General features: G+C 65.2%; 14 protein-coding genes and 2 tRNA genes. 8 read left to right on the top strand and 8 right to left on the bottom strand.

Annotated elements, in window-relative coordinates:
• Position 1 precedes the first annotated feature (1 nt).
• Genes G570_RS09090 through G570_RS09105 form a run of 4 tightly spaced genes read right to left on the bottom strand, consistent with a single transcriptional unit; the run spans position 2 to position 5,463 of the window.
• The gene (locus G570_RS09090) at positions 2-1,342 is read right to left on the bottom strand and encodes a bifunctional ADP-dependent NAD(P)H-hydrate dehydratase/NAD(P)H-hydrate epimerase (RefSeq protein WP_037501488.1); all 1,341 of its coding nucleotides are present in this window, start codon (positions 1,340-1,342) and stop codon (positions 2-4) included.
• A gap of 11 nt (positions 1,343-1,353) precedes the next feature.
• Entirely contained in the window at positions 1,354-2,160 is an 807-nt protein-coding gene (locus G570_RS09095; protein WP_084607641.1) for a 4-(cytidine 5'-diphospho)-2-C-methyl-D-erythritol kinase, read from the bottom strand.
• Positions 2,160-3,809 (bottom strand): tetratricopeptide repeat protein, encoded by a 1,650-nt coding sequence (locus G570_RS09100; RefSeq protein WP_037501491.1) that lies wholly within the window; start codon positions 3,807-3,809, stop codon positions 2,160-2,162. Before G570_RS09100 ends, G570_RS09095 begins: the two co-directional genes overlap by 1 nt.
• A gap of 7 nt (positions 3,810-3,816) precedes the next feature.
• Positions 3,817-5,463: an electron transfer flavoprotein-ubiquinone oxidoreductase gene (locus G570_RS09105; RefSeq protein ID WP_037501494.1), complete on the bottom strand. Its 1,647-nt coding sequence runs from the start codon at positions 5,461-5,463 to the stop codon at positions 3,817-3,819.
• A gap of 113 nt (positions 5,464-5,576) precedes the next feature.
• Between G570_RS09105 and G570_RS09110 the strand changes: the two genes are divergently transcribed.
• The 5 genes from G570_RS09110 to G570_RS09130 all read left to right on the top strand — a co-directional run bounded on the left by G570_RS09110 (position 5,577) and on the right by G570_RS09130 (position 10,720).
• On the top strand, positions 5,577-6,281 hold the full coding sequence (locus G570_RS09110) for a uracil-DNA glycosylase (RefSeq protein WP_156930411.1): 705 nt from the start codon (positions 5,577-5,579) through the stop codon (positions 6,279-6,281).
• On the top strand, positions 6,278-8,032 hold the full coding sequence (locus tag G570_RS09115) for a lytic transglycosylase domain-containing protein (protein ID WP_051504227.1): 1,755 nt from the start codon (positions 6,278-6,280) through the stop codon (positions 8,030-8,032). The genes G570_RS09110 and G570_RS09115 overlap by 4 nt, the downstream gene beginning before the upstream one ends.
• 42 nt (positions 8,033-8,074) lie before the next feature.
• Positions 8,075-9,145, top strand: coding sequence for a PA0069 family radical SAM protein (locus G570_RS09120; RefSeq protein ID WP_037501497.1), 1,071 nt, complete (start codon positions 8,075-8,077; stop codon positions 9,143-9,145).
• A 53-nt stretch (positions 9,146-9,198) separates the two neighbouring features.
• Positions 9,199-10,599, top strand: coding sequence for a M28 family peptidase (locus tag G570_RS09125; protein WP_037504040.1), 1,401 nt, complete (start codon positions 9,199-9,201; stop codon positions 10,597-10,599).
• A gap of 44 nt (positions 10,600-10,643) precedes the next feature.
• Positions 10,644-10,720: transfer RNA gene (locus G570_RS09130), tRNA-Pro, on the top strand.
• Positions 10,721-10,792: 72 nt separating this feature from the next.
• Here the strand turns inward: G570_RS09130 and G570_RS09135 are convergent.
• The 3 genes from G570_RS09135 to G570_RS09145 form a co-directional block, all read right to left on the bottom strand.
• Positions 10,793-10,869 (bottom strand) — tRNA-Ile (locus tag G570_RS09135).
• Between the two features lie 50 nt (positions 10,870-10,919).
• On the bottom strand, positions 10,920-12,470 hold the full coding sequence (locus G570_RS09140; protein WP_037501500.1) for a histidine kinase dimerization/phospho-acceptor domain-containing protein: 1,551 nt from the start codon (positions 12,468-12,470) through the stop codon (positions 10,920-10,922).
• A 201-nt stretch (positions 12,471-12,671) separates the two neighbouring features.
• Positions 12,672-13,910 carry a tetratricopeptide repeat protein gene (locus G570_RS09145; RefSeq protein ID WP_037501504.1) on the bottom strand — a complete coding sequence of 413 codons (1,239 nt, stop codon included), beginning with the start codon at positions 13,908-13,910 and terminating at the stop codon, positions 12,672-12,674.
• A 418-nt stretch (positions 13,911-14,328) separates the two neighbouring features.
• Here G570_RS09145 and gyrA point away from each other — a divergent pair, with 418 nt between their 5' ends.
• From gyrA to trmFO, 3 genes are all read left to right on the top strand, one after another.
• Positions 14,329-17,034, top strand: coding sequence for a DNA gyrase subunit A (gene gyrA / locus G570_RS09150; protein WP_156930471.1), 2,706 nt, complete (start codon positions 14,329-14,331; stop codon positions 17,032-17,034).
• Between the two features lie 65 nt (positions 17,035-17,099).
• Positions 17,100-17,570, top strand: a complete 471-nt coding sequence (locus G570_RS09155) for a host attachment family protein (RefSeq protein WP_037501510.1) — start codon at positions 17,100-17,102, stop codon at positions 17,568-17,570.
• Positions 17,571-17,611: 41 nt separating this feature from the next.
• On the top strand, positions 17,612-18,958 hold the full coding sequence (trmFO, locus tag G570_RS09160; RefSeq protein ID WP_037501513.1) for a methylenetetrahydrofolate--tRNA-(uracil(54)-C(5))-methyltransferase (FADH(2)-oxidizing) TrmFO: 1,347 nt from the start codon (positions 17,612-17,614) through the stop codon (positions 18,956-18,958).
• On the opposite strand, the gene G570_RS09165 is transcribed toward trmFO, so the two are convergent.
• Complete coding sequence (locus tag G570_RS09165; RefSeq protein WP_037501516.1) at positions 18,955-19,401, bottom strand: EF-hand domain-containing protein; 447 nt, start codon at positions 19,399-19,401, stop codon at positions 18,955-18,957. The two genes, trmFO and G570_RS09165, sit on opposite strands and share 4 nt — an antisense overlap.
• Between the last annotated feature and the right edge of the window lie 45 nt (positions 19,402-19,446).

Genomic DNA, 19,446 nt, shown 5'->3' on the forward strand with positions numbered 1-19,446 from the left:
TTTAGCCGTCCGCCAGCGCGTCGATCAAATCGTCCGCGATCATGTCGGGACCCGCGCGCTCCGCTGCGCGTCCGTGCAGCCAGACGCCAGCGCAGGCCGCCTCGAACGATGCCATGCCCCTCGCCCGCAGCCCGGCGATGATGCCGGCCAGGACGTCGCCCGTTCCTGCGCTGGCCAGCCATGCCGGCGCCGGCGGTGCGAAGCCCAGGCGCCCATCAGGCGATGCTACCAGCGTGTCGGGCCCTTTGAACACGACGACATTCTGGCATGCCTTCGCAGCCGCCAGCGCCCGCTCTGCCTTGTTGCCTTCAATCTTGCCGAACAGTTTGACGAACTCGCCTTCGTGAGGCGTCACGATCGCGTCGTGACCGATCAGCCGCTGCGGCTCGCCAACCAGGCCGATGGCGTCGGCATCGATCACCTTGGGCGCCTTCGACGTCAACGCCAGCGTCAGCACCACCGGAATGTCCCCGAGCCCCGGCCCGACCAGTACGCATCCGATGCGCTCGTCGCTCATGTCGGCGGTATTGAGCTGGACGATGCTGTCGGGGAGATCCTCGATCGGGATAGAGGTGGACAGGCGCACATAGCCAGCGCCCGCCTTTGCGGCGGCCTTGGCTGCGAGGGCGATCGCGCCCGGCATCGTGCCGGCAAGCGCATGGACCAGCCCCCGGTCATATTTGTGGCCGTCCTCTTTCAGCGGAGGAAGCTGCGGTTCGCCTATTTCGAACCATTGTCCTGCGGTTTCGACGCCGATGTCCGCAATCACGACGCGGCCCATGTGATGCATTGCAGGCGCTAGCCGATGCGATGGCTTCAATGCGCCGAAGGCCACGGTCAGATCATATTGCCCGACGGGCGACAGGATCGCCCCGTCGTCAGTCGAAACGCCGCTTGGAAGGTCGCAAGCCACGGCGATGGCGGCCTGTTCCACCAAGTCTGCAAGACGTTCGGCGACTGCAATCTCGAGGCCGCGGCTGAGACCGGTGCCGAACAGGCAGTCGATAATCAAAGGGGCAGGATCGACGTCGGTAAAGGGCTCTACACTGCCTTCCCACTTACCGCGCGCCCACCGCGCCGCCTCGCTGGATGGCTCGGACAGCGCAGCCACCGTCACGGGAAAGCCCTTCCCGGCAAGGTGGCGCGCCGCAACATAGCCGTCGCCGCCGTTGTTGCCGGGGCCGCAAAGCACCAATGTGGGGCGAGGTCCGGTGAATAGCACCACGGCATCGGCAAGGCCGCGACCGGCGCGTTCCATCAGGGTTTCGACACAGGTGCCGGCGGCGATCGCGGACTGTTCGGCTGAGCGGATCGCCTCGGCGGTAAGGATTGGGCGGGTCATGCTCCGCGCCCCTAGCGCAAAAAGGTCGCCAGATTCCACCATTTCTCGGGACAAGCGAAGGCGGCACGGGTTCGATCGGCCTCGCTGTCGAACAGTGCAAAACAGGTCGCCCCGCTACCCGACATGCGGGCGATGGCGGCGCCCGGCTGCTCTTCCAGCCATTGCAGCACTTCGCCAATTTCAGGCACCAGCGAGATTGCGGGTTGCTGCAGGTCATTCCGCCCTTCCCGCCAGTCGGCGAGCGGTCCACGATCCATGCCATCCCATACGGCGAACACTTGTGGGGTCGACAGCGGAATGCGCGGATTGACCAGCAGCACCGCTGTTCCCGAGAGACTGCCCACGTCAATTACTTCCAGCTGCTCGCCAACCCCGGTCCCCCGCGTCGTCATGCTCAGCAGGCACGCCGGGACATCGGCGCCAAGTCGGGGCGCCACTGCGGCCGCATGGCCCGGGTCGATCTTCCAGAACCGAGTCAGGAGGCGAAGCGCAGCCGCGGCGTCGGCGCTGCCCCCGCCGATTCCACTCGCAATCGGCAGGCGCTTGTCGAGTGTGATCGCTGCTCGCGCTTCGACATCGGCGGCCTGCGCCAGCAGCTCAGCCGCGCGCCAGACAAGGTTGTCACTGCCCGCCGACAGGCCCGGCGCGAAGGGCCCCTCAATCGCCATCCCCAGGCGTTCCGACGTCTCGACATGCAGCATGTCGCCGTCGGTGCAGAACGCGAACAGCGTCTCAAGATCATGATAGCCGTCGGCGCGTCGCCGCCGCACGTGGAGCGCGAGATTGAGCTTGGCCAGCGCCGGCTCCGACAGCCGCATCAGGGTGCGGCGTTGGCCGGATTGAGGCCGTTGTCGAGTTTCGACTGAAGCCTGTCCTTGACCTTGTCCGGCGCGGTGACCAATGCCGCCGTCCAGGAAAAGCGCGCTTCGATCCGGCGTCCTGCCTTGAACAGGGCATCGCCGAGATGTTCGTGGATATCGGATTGGGCCGGATCCCCCGCGGCGGCGCGGCGAAGCGTATCGATCGCTTCGGGCAGATTGCCGCGCTTGTAGAGTGCCCACCCAAGCGAATCGGTAATCGACGCATCGTCGGGGCGCATTGCGCTAGCCTTGCGGATCATCGCTTCGGCCGCGTCGAGATCCTCGCCGCGCTCGAGTTTCCCGTAGCCTAGGAAGTTGAGCAGGATCGGATTTTCGGGTTCCAGCGCGAGGGCCTGCTTGAGATCGGCCTTGGCATCCGCCCAGCGGTCGACCTCCTCCAGGCTTGATGCACGTAAAAGGTAGAGCGACCACAGGCTCGACTGCGCACCCTCGGCGGTGGCGGCGTCGATTGCCCGGCCGTAAACCTTGGCGGCTTCGGCGTGGCGGTCGAGCTCGCCCAACACGTCGGCCAGGCGCGTGATGTCGACGACCGGCGCATCGGCAGCATTGGCCAAGGCTTCGACCCGCTGCAGGGCCTCGGCATCGCGGCCGTTGCGGCTGAGGATCCGCGCTTCTAGGTCCAGCGCGTCGCCCGCGAAAAGGTCGTTCGGCGGAATTGAACGCAGCGTATTAAGCGCCCCGTCGGTCACGCCGCCGCCATCGAGGAAAAGGGCCGAAAGGATCGTCGCACTGTTGTTGTCGGGATCGGCATAAGCGGCGATGCGCGCAAGCGCGAGCGACAGTTCCTGATCCGCCTCCCCGCGGGCAAGGTCGGACGCAAGCGACATCAGAAGTTCGCCCATGGCCTTGGCCGGCGTGTCGAGCGCCGTGGGCAGGGCCTTGCCTGCCTCGATGGCCTGCCGTGCCCGGACCAGCGGCCCATCGTCGCCCGCCAGGATGGACAGCGCGGCCTCTCGCTCTCCCAGTCGCTGGAGACCTGCGGCGAGTTCGATGCGCTGGCGCGTGAAACCGGCGGGCTTGCCGACCACCGCCGCCTTGGCCGCGGCCACGGCTTCGTTCCGCTTGCCCAGCGCAATCAGCATATGCGCGCGCTGCAAGGTCGCTACCGGCTTCAGCATCGAATCCGCCGGAAGCGCCGCCATCCGCGCGACGCCGTCGCCATTGCCGGCCATCGTATCGGCCCATGCTTCGACCAATGGCGCCAGCAGGTCGGTTTCGGTGCTGGTCGGCGCTTTTTTCAGCATTGCCAGCGCGTCGGCATATTTCCGTGCCTTGAGCAGGTCGACCGCAAGAAGCGTGCGACCGTCGAAACCCAGCTGTTCCGTCGGTATGCGTTTGGCGAGTGACAACGCCAGCGGTGTATCGCCAGCCTGCAGCGCGATCGCCATGGCACGCCGGGCCAGCATCACATTGCCCGGATCGGACTTGAGGATGGAGGCATATAGGCGCGCCGACTTGGCGCCGTCGCCCTCCATCTCGGCCGTTCGCGCCTGGACGTAGGTCAGCAGGTCCGACGAAGTGCCGACCGGCTGGCGGGCTGCTGCACCGGCAGGAAAAGCGGCCGACGCCGCCAGCGCGATGGCCAACCAGGGCTTACATGTTGGGGTAATTGGGACCTCCACCGCCTTCCGGAACCACCCAGTTGATGTTCTGGGTCGGATCCTTGATGTCGCATGTCTTGCAGTGGACACAGTTCTGCGCATTGATCTGAAGCCGCGGTGAACCGCTGTCCTCGACGATCTCATAGACCCCGGCCGGGCAGTAGCGTTGTTCCGGCGAATCGTAGCAGGCCAGGTTGACCGTGATCGGGACCTCCGGGTCCTTCAGCGTCAGGTGGATCGGCTGATCTTCCTCATGGTTGGTGTTCGACAGGAACACCGACGACAGACGGTCGAAACTGATTTTCCCGTCGGGCTTGGGATAGTCGATCGGGTGGTAATGTTCCTTGCGTCCGATCTGGCTGTGATCGGGGTGATGCTTCAGCGTCCAGGGCGTCTTCAATTTCAGATAGTTCAGCCACATGTCGAAGCCGGCGAAGACCGTCCCGATGGTCGACCCCCATTTCGCGACCGCCGGCTGCGCATTGCGCACGGTCTTCAGCTCGTCGGCGATCCAGCTCGATCGCACCGCAGGCTCGTAGGTCGACAGGACATCGCCCCTGCGATCCGCGGCGATGGCCTCGAACGCCGCTTCGGCCGCCAGCATCCCCGACTTCATGGCCGTGTGGCTGCCCTTGATCCGCGGCACGTTGACGAAGCCGGCGGCGCAGCCGATCAGCGCGCCGCCCGGGAAGGCCAGCTGCGGGACGGACTGCCAGCCGCCCTCGTTGATCGCGCGGGCGCCGTAGCTGATCCGCTTGCCGCCTTCGATTTCGGCGCGGATCGCCGGATGGGTCTTCCACCGCTGGAATTCCTCGAACGGCGACAGATAGGGATTGCGGTAATCGAGTGCCGTAACGAAGCCGAGCGCCACCTGGCCATTTTCCTGATGGTAGAGGAAGCCCCCTCCCCATGCGTCGTCGAGCGGCCACCCCTGCGTGTGGATGACACGACCCGGATGATGTCTATCCGCAGGAACGTCCCACAGTTCCTTGATCCCGATACCGAAAACCTGCGGTCCGCTTTCCTTGCGAAGGTCAAAGATGCGGGTCAGTTCCTTGGTCAGGTGGCCGCGCGCGCCTTCGGCAAAGAAGGTGTAGCGCGCGTGCAATTCCATCCCCGGCTGGTAGTCGGGCTTGTGCGTGCCGTCGCGCGCCACGCCCATGTCGCCCGTTGCGACGCCCTTCACGCTGCCATCCTCGTTGAACAGGATTTCGGCCGCCGCGAAGCCCGGGAAAATCTCGACGCCAAGCGCTTCGGCCTGGCCAGCCAGCCAGCGGGTCAGATTGCCGAGGCTCAGCGTATAGGTGCCCTTGTTGTGCATGAAGGGCGGAGTGAAGAGGTGCGGGATCGAAAAATGCTTCTTTCGCGTCAGCACCCAATGGTGGTTTTCGGTCACCGGGACATTGAGCGGCGCACCCTTGTCCTTTGCGTCGGGGATGAGTTCGTCGAGCGCCTTGGGGTCGAACACCGCACCTGACAGGATGTGGGCCCCGACCTCACTGCCCTTTTCGAGCACGCAGACCGACAGGTCGCGTCCCTTTTCTTCGGCCAGTTGTTTCAGGCGGATCGCGGCACTCAGCCCGGCGACGCCGGCCCCGACGACGACGACGTCATATTCCATCGATTCCCGCTGACTCATCCCTGTCCTCATTCCTGGTTTGCGGCGCTTCCTGTCGCGCCGCGCCATCTTTCCGGCCCGCCAGCCCTGCCAATTCCTTGACCGCGCCGTCAACCTTGGTCGACAGTAGCGCCGTGGGTGGGAATATCGAATCCTTGGATCGCGCGACGGTCGAAAGCCTGTTGGACTGGTGGCGACTGAGCGGCGTCGACGTCGCCGTCGACGACCAGCCGCGTGCCTGGTTACGCAGCGCGAGCCCGCTCCCGTCGCCCAAGACGGTTCCGCCCGCCGCTACGGCAAGTCCGGAAAATCTGGCGCAATTTCGCGATTGGCTGTCGTCCGCCCACGACTTGCCGATGAATAGGCCCGGTGCCGTTCGCATCGCGCCACGGGGCGACGAGTCGGCACCCGTCATGGTGATCGGCGACCTTCCCGACCGCGACGATGCGGCAGCCGGAAAACCGTTCGGGGGTGAGGCAGCCGAGCTGATGGAGCGGATGCTGAAAGCCATCGGGCTCGATTCGTCGACGGCCTATCAGGCTTCACTGTCTTGTTTCCACGCCCCGGGCGCACGGATCGGGCGCGACGAGTTGGACCGCTGCGGCAGCATCGCGCGCGATCATGTTCGCCTAGCCAAGCCCGAGCGCCTGATCCTGTTCGGCGACGCCCCCGCACGCGCGCTGATCGGCGAATCGCTCGCACGGGCAAGGGGCCGGATCCACAAAGTCGAAGGCGTGCGCACGATCGCGACCTTTCACCCCCGCTGGCTGCTGCACCGACCGTCGGACAAGGCCCTCGCGTGGAAAGACCTGCAATTGTTGATGAGTGAGGGCGAATGAGGCGGACGGGCTTGCTGTTGTTGTCGGTGGTGGCGGCAGCGCCCCTTGGCGCCCAACCGGCGGACGACCCGCTGGCCCCCTTGTCCCCCGACGGCGATCGCGACGTCAGCGTCCCGCAGACCGACACCAAAGCTGGCGCCATCCAGCCGCCGAAGCTGCCGACCGTCCCGGTCGTCGTGCCACATGACTGGGCCGGCGTCCTGCGGGAAATCGACATCGGCGATTGGGAAGGCGCGCGGCAGGGCATTGCCGGCCTTCCTGACGACCCGCTCCGGCCCTACGCGCTGGCAGAGCTTTACGTTGCCAAAGGGTCGCCCAAGGTCAGCCAGCAGGCCCTGGTCGATCTGATTGCCGCCGCCCCCGAACTGCCGCAGGCGGCGCAGCTGGCGAAGATGGCAGCCGGCCGCGGCGACGCGATCGTCCCCACCTACGCCTATCCGCGACCGATGCTGAACCTTGGGGTCGCGCCGCGACGGACGAAAACCCGGCCAGCGGTCGGCGATCCCACCGCCGACCTTCTACGCGGACAGCTCGATCCGTTCGTTAAGGCCGACGATGGCCCCGGCGCCGAAGCGATGATGCTGGAAGCGATGACCACCATCGCTGTTCCTGAAGCGCGTGCAGAGCTGCTGCAGCGTGTCGCGTGGATCTACTATGTGGCCGGCCGCGACGACGACGCCCGGCGGCTCGGCGAACAGGGTCGCGCCGAAAATAGTGGTGAATGGGCGGGCCAGTCGGCTTGGATCAGCGGACTGGCCTCGTGGCGGCTTGGCGACTGCGCGTCCGCCTTCAATGCATTCAGCGACGCGGCGCGATTGATGCGTGACTGGGAACTCCAAGCGGGTGCCTATTTCTGGGCAGCTCGTTCGGCGCAGGCCTGCCGCCGCCCGTCCCTCGTTCGCGGCCTGCTGCAATCGGCAGCACGGTCGAACGAAACCTTTTACGGCATCCTGGCGCGCGAAACGCTGGGGATGGACCACCGGATGGCGCGGCCCCTGCCCCCGCGCGACTTGGCACGGCTTGAAATGCTGCCCAACATACGCCGGGCGCAATCGCTGCTGGCGATGGGCCGCCGCGCTGCTGCCGAAGAATTGATCCGGCACCAAGCAAAGATCGGCAATCCGTCGGATCATGCCGGATTGATCCGGGTCGCCGAAAAAATGTCGCTTCCGGGCGCCCAGTTCTGGCTGGCCCACTTCGGCCCTGCCGGCGCACGTGTCGACCCGGCCGATCGCTATCCGATCCCGGCCTGGGTGCCTTACAACGGCTGGCGGGTCGATCCGGCGCTGGCCTACGCCCATATCATCCAGGAGAGCAATTTCCGCACCGAAGCCGTCAGCGCTGCGGGTGCGGTCGGCCTGATGCAGGTCAGGCCTGGGACGGCGGGCGACACCGCGCGGTCGCGCGGCCTGTCGTTCAGCGCCAGCTCGCTCAAGGACCCGTTGGCCAACATCGACTATGGCCAAGCGTTCATCGAACTGATCCGCAATGCAGCCGCCACGAAGGGCCAGTTGCCCAAGGTGATTGCCGCTTACAATGCAGGGCCGCTTCCCGTCGCCCGCTGGACCATCAACGATCGCGGCGATCCCCTGCTGTGGATGGAAAGCATTCCCTACTGGGAAACGCGCTACTACGTCCCGACGGTCATGCGGAATATGTGGGTGATCCAAGGCCTGAAAGGCGAACCCATCCCGACCCTCACCGCGCTCGCCCAGCATAAATGGCCCGCATTCCCGACCGTACGCCGCTAATTCGTTCTTTATTTGTTCTCTTCGTTCGGGCATGCTTGATCCATGCCCGTCGAATCGATCATGGGACGCGGTGCGACCCGCAACCACACGCCAACCCGCTTCAATCTGAAGGACCGGGTGCAGGATGGCGACTGGCTCGACAGTGTCGAATCGCTCGATGGCATCGTGCCCCGCCGCACCAGCGTTACGGTCGAAAGGCCGAAGACGATTTTGACGCGAAACAGCAGCCCGGACATTGGCTTCGATCGCTCCGTGAACTCCTATCGCGGCTGCGAGCATGGCTGCATCTACTGCTTCGCGCGACCGACCCATGCCTACCATGACCTGTCGCCCGGCGTGGATTTCGAAAGCCGCCTATTCGCCAAGCCCGATGCGGCGAAGTTGCTGCATTCGGCGCTGGCGCGACCCGGATATGAAGTCGCCCCGATCGCGCTCGGCACCAACACCGACCCCTATCAGCCGATCGAGGAGGAATGGCGCATCACACGATCCGTCCTCGAACTTCTGCTGGAAACGAAGCACCCCTTCACCATTACCACCAAGTCGGACCGGGTGCTGCGCGACCTCGACATCCTGACCGCGGCGGCTAGAATCGGCATTGCGGCAGTGGCGATCTCGGTAACGACGCTGGATCCCGCCATTCATCGCACGCTCGAACCGCGCGCCCCCGCACCGCGCAAACGGTTGGCGGCAATCAAGGCGCTGACCGATGCCGGCGTCCCGGCCTATGTGTCGATCGCGCCGGTCATTCCCCAGATCACCGATCATGAGATGGAGGCGATCGTTGCCGCTGCGGCCGAGGCCGGCGCACGGGGCGGCTTTTTCCTGCCCGTACGCCTGCCGCACGAGGTGGCGCCGCTGTTCCGCGCATGGCTCGACGATCATTTCCCCGATCGTGCAGGCAAGGTCATGACGACCATCCAGTCGATGCGCGGCGGCAAGGACAATGATCCCGGCTTCTTCAGCCGGATGCGTGGCAAGGGCCCATGGGGCAAGCTGATGGAAGACCGGTTCGGAAAGGCGACCCGGCGACACGGGCTGGTGCGCGCCAAATTCGCGCTCCGCTCAGACCAGTTCGAACCGCCGCAGGGCGCGCAGCTGCGACTGTTGTAGATTTTCGACGAATGGCGGTGACAGCCGCTCGGCGCGCGGCTAGCCAAGTCGTCATGATCAGGATGTCGCTCACTGTCGCGCTGCTCGTCGCGGCCGCCGCCCCGCTTGCCGCCCAGCAACAACAGGCCGCCCCGGTCATCGTCGACGGCCGCATCGCCGCCATGCGCGACGACGCCTTGGCGAACGACCATTATGCCTGGGACATCGTCGAAGGGCTGACGACCGAGGTCGGACAACGGCTGGCCGGTACGGACGCCGAAGCCCGCGCCCGGGCCTGGGCGGTGAAGCGTCTGACCGCAATGGGCTTCGCCGACGTCCGGGTCGAGGAATTCCCCGTTCCGGTCTGGACGCGCGGCGCGGAAAGCGCGGAAATCCTGTCGCCCTTCCCGCAGAAGCTGGCCGTGGCGGCATTGGGCAACAGTGCCTCGACCGGTCCGGCGGGCGTCACGGGCGAAATCGTGGCCTATAATTCGGTCGAAGAATTGCGCGCCGCGCCCGACGCCGCGGTGAAGGGCAAGATCGTCTTCATCGACCATAATATGAAGCCGACCCAGGACGGGTCGAGCTATGGACCCGGCGGCACCCCGCGCCGCTCGGGACCCACGCTGGCGTCAAAGAAGGGCGCGATCGCGATCATCGTCCGATCGGCTGGCACAGACCTGCACCGCAATCCGCACACCGGGGTGCAGACGTTCGGCGACGGCGCCACGCCCATCCCTGCCGGGGCTATTTCGGTTCCCGACGCCCTCCAACTTCAGCGCATCCTGAAGCGGGGCCAACCGGTAACGCTGCGACTGACGCTGGTCAGCCAGACGCGCCAAGGAACGTCGGGCAATGTCATCGCCGAAATCCCCGGACGCGACCCGTCGCTCGCACCGATCCTGGTCGGCGGCCATCTCGACAGCTGGGACCTTGGTACCGGCGCCATCGACGACGCGTCGGGCGTCGCCATCGCGACCGCCGCCGCGAAGCGCATCATGGATGGCGGCAGGCCTCTTCGCACGATCCGCATCGTCTGGTTCGGCTCGGAAGAAATCGGATTGTTCGGCGGGCTCGACTATCGCGCCCGCTACGGCAAGTTGCCGCATTACGCGCTGCTGGAAAGCGATTTCGGTGCCGACCGCATCTGGCGGGTCGAAAGCCAGCTGGGCAAGGACCGTCTGGACGAAGCGCGCCGCATCGGCGCGGCGCTGGCGCCGCTCGGCATCGTCACAGGGTCGTTCGAAGAAGCTGACGGGTCGGATATCGGCCCGATGCTGGCCGACGGCCTGCCAGGGGTCGGGTTGAGCCAGGACGGAACGCGCTACTTCGACTATCACCACACCCCGGACGATACGCTGGACAAGATCGACCCTGCGCAACTGAAGCAGAATGTTGCCGCCTGGACGGCTGCGCTGGCCATCCTCGCCGGGCCGATCGAACCCAATGCGTCGCCAACGAAGCGCAAACGTTGACGCTTCCCACCGCGGCGTGTGCCTGATAGGGCGCGCCACGGCGTCGGGGAGTAGCGCAGTCTGGTAGCGCATCTGCTTTGGGAGCAGAGGGTCGCAGGTTCGAATCCTGTCTCCCCGACCATTATCGACTCACGGAGCGCCGCCGCACGGGTGCGAACGCCATCGCTCCCCTGCGCTCGGTGCCGCAAGGGACTGGTGGGCCCGGCAGGACTCGAACCCGCAACCAAGCCGTTATGAGCGGCCAGCTCTAACCAATTGAGCTACAGGCCCCACCTGCCGCGGCGGCGATAGCGGCGAGATATAGGGGTGCGCAAGGCCGTTCAGTCGGCGGGAAGCAGCAGTTCGATGCGTTCCGGGCCGATCGACAGGTCGCCACCCACCAGCCTCACCAGACCGCGCAGCAGACGGAGCGAAAACCCGAGGCCCAGCAGGCCGCCCTGATCGGCCGCCGCTGGATCGAGCAGCATGGATTCGCTCATCGATGTCGTCGATGCCGGCCGCGTAACCGCAACGACGACCTTGTCATCATCTCGGCTGGCGGTGACCGTTATTTTCTCGCCCGGCGCCGCTGCATCGATCACCGATCCGATATATCGGCGCAGCAATCGGGTCGCCAGATCGATCGACAGTGCTGAGCGGTCCGTCCTTCCCGCCGGGTGCAGCGATAGCAAAGCGCCAATGTTCGCCGCGCGATCCTGAAGTTCGGGTTCGATCGAATTGAAGACATCGACAAGCCGACTGCCATTGCCGGCTTCCTGCCCGGCAGCCTGCATCCTGGCGGCTATGTCCAGATCCTGCACAGCTTCGAGCAGCATCCGGGCCTGCGTCACGATTTCGGCGGCCCGCTGGCGATAGTTGCGGTGCGCAGGGCCGAGATATTGGCCGTCGATGATTTCGGCGAAGCCGATGATCGCATTGAGCGGAGTCTTGATGTCGTGGATGGTCTCGCGCAGCGCATCCAGGTCGACTTTCCGCCCTGGCCGGACGTTTATTCTGCGCTCCGGTCCGCCGCTCTCCTGCTGAGCGTCCGGCTGGCGCGCAACGCCACGATAGCCCAGGAAGTGGCCGTCGACCGGTGAAAAGGCGGGTACGCCGGACAATTGCCAAGGGCCGCCAACCGCGGGCGTTTCGAGCGTCATTGTCTGGTCGGCGAAGGGTTCGCGTTCGGCCAGCGCCCGCCCGATGCCCTGCGCGCCGGACGTCTCGCCCAGCGACTGACCCACAAGAGCGCCGCGAGGGATGCCATCGACCCACACGATCCGGCCTTCGCTGTCGCTTTCCCAGCGGAACAGTCCCGCACCCGCCGGCACCGCTTCATAGGAGGGTGCCGGTTTCGGTATTGCCGGAGCAGCGACGGGTGGGCTCGCCTTGGCAATGTCATCCCCCCCGTCGCGGCGCGATCGAAGCTGCTCGATGCGTGCGACCATCTGGCTGATGCTGGGCGGTTCGCCGTCGTCCTCATCGATTGGATCGGCATTCGTTGGGGATGGCAGGTTCGGCTCAATCGCCGGGACCGTATCGCGCGACGCCAGCGGGACGGTTCGCGCCAGGGTCTGGATGAAGTTGGCCACCTCTGCGCTGCAATCGCGCGCGATGTCGTGCCATTCCATGGCGCTCAGGTTGGCGCTTGCCAGCACCGGAGCGGCCACGACCAGTTTGTCGCGGGCGAACAGCGCGACGACCCGCGGATCGAGCGGATAGGCGGCCGCTTGACGCGCTGTGGCAGCTCGAACCGCTTCGGGGATTGCCACCGCTTCGCGCTCGACAAGGGCGAAGGCGGCGTCCGCCAGAGCCCCGTCATGCGTCTCAGGCAGTCGCGCCAGAAGGTCGATCAGCTGGCGCCACCGCACGATCCGGTCGTGTTCGTCCACGACAGGTTGGGTAATCGCAGTCCGTAGCCGATCGTCAAACCGCAAGTTTCACTCCGCACCTCGCGCCCATGCGCAGGAAACTTGCCTTGCCGCGCCGGGGAACGGACGCACAGGGGCCGGCGGTTAACCATCCCGATTTGGCACAAAAAAGGACGCCGGCGCGATTGGCGCCGGCGTCCCTATTGTTGGTTGGCTGTAGGCTTAGCCGGCGTAAGCCAGCCAGAACTTGGCGGTCGCGGCCTGGACACCGCCGACTGCCGACAGCGCTGCCTTTGCGCCCGCCTTGTCACCGCTGCGGGCCAGCGCCATGCCGAGGTGCAGGTTAGCCAGGTCCTTGTCGACGCCCGCCTTGGTCAGCGCGCTACGATACAGCGCAATCGCGGCCGGGTAATCGCCATAGCCATAGTAGGCGTCGCCGATGATGATCGCCTTCTTGCCGTCCGGCGAGGCCGAAGCCGTCTTCGCCTGGGCAGCGAGCGAGGCGCGGTCACCTTGCGACTTGGCGACGGCCGACGCGTAAAGCGCGGCGATGTCCGCGTCGGTCTTGGCGATCGTGCCGGCCTGGAAACCCGCTTCCATGACGGCCTTGGCTTCACCCGGGAAACCCTTGGTGACGGCGGCGGTGGCGTAGCGGTAGTAGTCGTTCGGCGTATTCATGCCGTTGACGGCATAGAGCAAGCGCGACACGTCGATCGCCGCCACCGGGTCCATGTTCCGTCCACGCTGGTAGATGTGCAGCGCTTCGGTCCAGTTCGCCTGGGTCGGATAGGTCGTCACCAGCTTGACCGAACGCTCGGCAAAGCTCGGGATCTTGTTGTTGTAGGCGGTCGCGAACGCGAAGCGCAGAAGGCTTTCGCTGGCCTTGCCATTGGCGGCTTCCTCGGCCGCGATCGCACGGTCGACCAGCGCCAGGCCCTCCGCGGCGCGTCCCTGCTTGCCCAGCGTTTCGGCCTGCAGAAGCAGAATGTCGCGGTTGGCAGGATCAAGCTGCAGCACGCGGTCGAAGGTCTTCGACGCTTCGGCGAACTGCTTGTTGTTGTACTGCACCTTGCCGATGTTGGTGTAGAGCGGCATCACGGTCGACGCCGGGACGACCTGCGTGGCAAGGATGGCCTCGACGGCCGCTACCATTGCCGGCAGGTCCTGGACGTCGGCAGCCGCCTGCAGCTGAAGGCGGGCGAGCGCATATTTTTCGTCCTTGGACTTCGCCGCTTCCTGCACCGCAGGCAGCTTCGCCGCGATCGCAGCGCGATCCTTGGACACCACGGCCGCCTGGAATTCCTGGAATGCCTTGGCGGCACCCGACGAAATCTTGGGCTTGTAGGTATCTTGCGCAGGCTGCTGGGCGGCGGGCGCGGCCTTGTCCGACTGGGCGGCGAGCGCCGGGCTCATGAACATGGTGCCGGCCAGCAGGCCAATCGCGATTCGGGAAAGCTTCATCTCGATCTCCTCTTGGCGACCGGCCGGATCGGCCGAACGCCATGTGAAAAACTTTTTGCGGGCGCGGCCATATACCGGATGCCCCGTTGCGGAAAGGCGGAATGGCGTCGCGCAGGTGAACGGCCTTTGAACTGTTTGTAAAGCAAGGCGAAATGCCGGACTCGGCGTGACCCGTCACACCCCATGACAGCGCCGGTCCCTCGCGCGCGTGCACACGCGCGAGCGCGCACGGGGTGGTCATGCTGTCCCCCATCGGCTAGCAGGGACAGCGGGGGATGCCCGCTTCGGCGCGGGTGATTCTTACCGCGTAGAAACAAGAACAAACACGACAGGATTTCCCTTGGCGACCCAGCCTCCGGTTGACGAACAGACCCCGCCGCCCGCCGGCGATATTGCCCCCATCTCTATCGTCGAGGAGATGAAGACCAGCTACCTCGACTATGCGATGAGCGTCATTGTGGCGCGCGCGCTGCCCGACGTGCGCGACGGGTTGAAGCCGGTTCACCGCCGCATCCTCTACGCCTGCCAGGAAGCGGGCTATGTCGCGGGCCGCCAGTACCGCAAGTCGAGCCGCATCGTCGGCGACGTCATGGGTAAATATCACCCGCATGGCGACAGCGCGATTTACGACGCGCTGGCCCGAATGACCCAGGACTGGTCGATGCGCGTGCCGCTGATCGACGGCCAGGGCAACTTCGGCTCGATGGACCCCGATCCGCCCGCCGCGATGCGCTATACCGAAGCGCGCCTCGCCAAGGTCGCGAACTTCCTGCTCGGCGACATCGACAAGGATACGGTCGCTTTCACGCCAAACTATGACGCGTCGGAAAGCGAGCCGCAGGTCCTCCCGGCCCGCTTCCCCAACCTGCTGGTCAACGGCGCCGGCGGCATCGCGGTCGGCATGGCGACCAATATCCCCCCGCACAACCTCGGCGAAGTGCTCAACGCCTGCCGCGCCTACATCGCCGACCCGGCGATCGGCGTCGAAGGGCTGATGGAACATGTGAAGGGCCCGGACTTCCCGACCGCGCCGCTGATCCTCGGCACGTCGGGCATCCGCAGCGCCTACACTACGGGTCGCGGTTCGATCATGATGCGCAGTCGTGCGCATGTCGAAGAAGGCCGGGGCGACCGCCGCTCGATCGTGCTGACGGCCATCCCCTACCAGGTCGGCAAGTCGGGCCTGGTCGAAAAAATCGCCGAAGCCGCGAAGGAAAAGCGGATCGAGGGCGTTTCCGACATTCGCGACGAATCGAGCCGCCTCGGCGTCCGCATCGTCATCGACCTGAAGCGCGATGCGACCCCGGAAGTGGTGCTCAACCAGCTGTGGCGTCACACTCCCGCCCAGTCGAGTTTCCCGGCCAATATGCTCGCCATCCGTGGCGGCCGGCCGGAAACGCTCAGCCTGCGCGACATCATCGAAAGCTTCGTCAAGTTCCGCGAAGAGGTCATCACCCGCCGCTCGAAGTACGAGCTGCTCAAGGCCCGCGAACGCGCGCACATCTTGCTCGGCCTGGTCGTCGCGGTCACCAACCTCGACGAGGTGGTGAAGTTGATCCGCGGTTCATCCACTCCGGCCGAAGCGCGCGAAACGCTGCTCCAGCGCGAATGGGACGGCGAACAGATCCGGCCCTACATCGCGCTGATCGAAGCCGTGGAACCGCAGGCATCGGGCACCACCTACCGCCTCAGCGAAGCCCAGGTGAAGGCGATCCTCGAACTGCGCCTGCATCGCCTTACTGCGCTGGGTCGCGACGAAATCGGCGGCGAACTGGAAGAACTGTCGAAAACGATCGGCGAGCTGCTCGAAATCCTCGGCAATCGCGCGCGTCTTTATGAAGTGATGCTGGAGGAATTCGACGAGGTCGAACGCGAATTTGCGACTCCGCGCGTCGCTGAAATTGCGCCCGCCGCCGACGGGATCGATGACGAGGACCTGATCGAGGTCGAGGACATGGTCGTCACCGTGACCATGACCGGCTACATCAAGCGCACCCCCCTAGCCCTGTTCCGCGAACAGAAGCGCGGCGGCAAGGGTCGTAGCGGCATGGCGACCAAGGACGAGGATATCGTCACCTCGCTATTTGTCACCTCGACCCACAATCCGGTGCTGTTCTTCACCAACATCGGCCGCGTCTATCGCATGAAGGTGTGGCGCCTGCCCGAAGGCGGGCCGACCGCCAAGGGCCGCCCGATGGTCAACATCCTGCCGCTGTCGGCGGGCGAAACCGTCACCACCGTGCTTCCGCTGCCGCAGGACGAGGAGGAGTGGAAGAACCTCCACATCATGTTCGCGACAGCTCGCGGCACCGTGCGTCGCAACTCGATGGACGCCTTCACCAACATCCCCACCGCCGGCAAGATCGCAATGAAGTTCGGCAATGCCGACGAAGGCGATGAAGGCGAAGAGGATAATCTCGACCGCCTGATCGGGGTCGAACTGCTGACCGAGGAAGACGACTGCCTGCTCGCAACCCGCAACGGCAAGGCGATCCGCTTCAAGTCGACCGACGTCCGCGAATTCCAGAGCCGCGCCTCGATGGGCGTGCGCGGTATCCGCCTACTCGATGACGACCAGGTCATCTCCATGTCGATCCTGCGCCGTGGCGGAAATTCGGCCGAGGAACGCGAGGCCTATCTGAAGTCGCCCCGCTGGCGCGACAACAGCGGCGCCGAAGGGCTCAGCGAAGAAAAATATGCCGCGATGGCCGACAATGAGCAGTTCCTGCTGACCGTCACCGAAAACGGCTATGGCAAGCGCAGCTCGACCTACGAATATCGCCGCACCGGTCGCGGCGGACAGGGCATCATCAACATCGTCACCTCGGAACGCAACGGCGGCGTCGTCGCCAGCTTCCCGGTCAAGCCCGGCGAATCGCTGATGCTGGTCACCGACCAGGGCAAGATGATCCGCACCACCGTCGGCGACATCCGCATCGCGGGACGTAACACACAAGGCGTCACCATCTTCAACGTCGCCAACAACGAACGTGTGGTTTCGGTCGCCCGCATCGACGAAAGCGAAGAGGAAGAAATCGAACTCGAAGGCGGCAACGAGATCGCACCCGACACCGGCGCGATGATCGGTGCCGACGAAGCGGCAGGCCCCGCCGACGGCGAATAGACCATAGGAACGGCGGCGGTCTCCGCTTCGTTGATCGGGTAACCGACAACAAGAAGGAGACCGCCATGCCCCTCGCCAACAACGCCCTCGTCCTCGTCACCGACGGGCGCAAGACGCTCTTCTTCCGCAACGAGGGCGACCAGAACCAGATCGATCTGCGCACCGAGGCGCATGACGAGCGCGACGACGCCGATTTCAATCGCGATCTGGCAAGCGATGCGCCCGGCACGACGCAACAGTCGGGCGGCTACGGGCATTCGACTTACGAAGAGACCGACTTCAAGCAATTGGAAGAGGACCGCTGGGCGCACAATGCCGCCGAAGAGGTAAACAAGCGCGCGCTCGCCAATGACTTCGACGCGCTCGCCATCATCGCCCCGCCCAAGACGCTGGGCGAATTGCGCAAGAAACTTCACAAGGAGGCGGAACGCCGCGTCGTGGTCGAAATCGCGAAGGAAATGACCGGACACTCGATCCCGGACATCGAAGCGCTTCTCACCAACGAAACCAAGCCCGCCGAACTGGCCGACGTCTAACACTGGTCGAACGGGGCCGCGCTCGCTAAGGCGCGGCCTCCATGAGCGACCAAATGCACGACATTCACATCATCGGCGGCGGCCTCGCCGGTTCGGAAGCTGCGTGGCAGCTTGCCAATGCCGGCCTTAAGGTACGCCTTAGCGAAATGCGAGGTGGCGGAGACAGTACCCCTGCGCACGAAAGCGACCGCTTGGCGGAAATGGTCTGCTCTAACAGCTTTCGCAGCGACGACGCCGAAAGCAATGCCGTCGGACTGATCCACCAAGAGATGCGCGCGCTCGACAGCCTGATCATGACCTGCGCAGACCTCCACCGCGTACCCGCGGGTTCCGCCCTCGCCGTCGACCGTGAGGCCTTCGCTGCGGAAGTAACCGCGCGCCTGTCGGCACACCCCAACATCACCATCATTCGCGAACGGATCGACGAGCTGCCCACAGAAGGCTCGACCATTGTTGCTACCGGCCCCCTCACCGCGCCCGGACTAGCCGATGCGATCGCAAAGGTCACCGGCTCCGACGCGCTGGCCTTTTTCGACGCCATCGCGCCCATCGTGCATCGCGACAGCATCGACATGGACGTCTGCTGGATGGCGGCGCGCTGGGACAAGGGCGGCAAGGACTACATCAATTGCCCGCTGACCAAGGAGCAGTATGAAGCCTTCGTCACTGCCCTGAACGACGGCGAGAAAACCGAGTTCAAGGAGTGGGAGAAGAACACGCCCTATTTCGAGGGCTGCATGCCGATCGAAGTCATGGCGGCACGCGGGGTCGAAACGCTACGCTATGGCCCGATGAAGGGCGTCGGGCTCGACAATCCGCACACTGCCACCCCCGAACATCCCAACGGCCGCTGGCCATACGCCTGCGTCCAGTTGCGCCAGGACAATGCGCTCGGCACATTGTGGAACATGGTCGGCTTCCAAACCAAGCTGAAACATGGCGAGCAGGTCCGCATCTTCCGCACCATTCCGGGCCTCGAAAATGCCGAATTCGCGCGGCTGGGCGGAATCCACCGCAACAGCTTCATCAAGTCGCCCGAACTGCTGGACGGCGAACTGCGCCTCAAGGCGCTGCCCCACATCCGCTTCGCCGGCCAGATCACGGGTTGCGAGGGCTATGTCGAAAGCGCGGCGGTCGGCCTGCTGGCGGCGCGCTTCGCAGCGGCTGAGAAGAACGGCGCATCCTTGCCGCCGCCGCCGCCGGAAACCGCGCTTGGCGCCCTATTGCATCACATTACGGGCGGGGCCGATGCGGAAAGCTATCAGCCGATGAACATCAACTTCGGGCTGATGCCGCCACTGACCGGTCCCAAGATAAGGAAAGCGGATCGCAAGAAGCTCTACACCGACCGCGCCCGCGCCGCGCTCAAGGACTGGCTGGGCGCCTAACTGCAACTGCAGGCGGGCTTGGCTTTTCGCTTGGGGGCGGTCGTGGAATATTCGGCCGGGGTCAGCGACTTGCTTTTGTCGGCGTCTGCATCGTTGAATTTATCGATCGTCCTGACCGCCCATTCTTCGAAGCTCAGCTTGCCGTCATGGTCGAGGTCCAGCTTGGCGAAGGGCTTGCGTCGCGGTTCGACCAGCTCGGCCAGCGTGATCCGACCGTCCTCATTCTTGTCGGCGCGGGCGAAGCGCTTTTCTTCCTTCGACTTGGGATCGGCCGAGGGTGCATCGGGAATGGGTTTGAGCGTCAGGGGCTGCGATGGAGCAGCGGCGAACCTTGCCGCCGGCGCCGTCGGCATGGGAGTCGTTTCGGCCCTCCCCTGCCAAAACAGCAGGCCTCCGATCATCAACAGGAAAACGCTTGCAGCACCGGCGACGTAACGCAGCATGACCCCTCCAGGGTAACGCAATCCGGCCGGGGCAGCTTAGCGGCT

Origin of the sequence: Sphingomonas jaspsi DSM 18422 (assembly GCF_000585415.1) — a bacterium.
Classification (GTDB): domain Bacteria; phylum Pseudomonadota; class Alphaproteobacteria; order Sphingomonadales; family Sphingomonadaceae; genus Sphingomicrobium; species Sphingomicrobium jaspsi.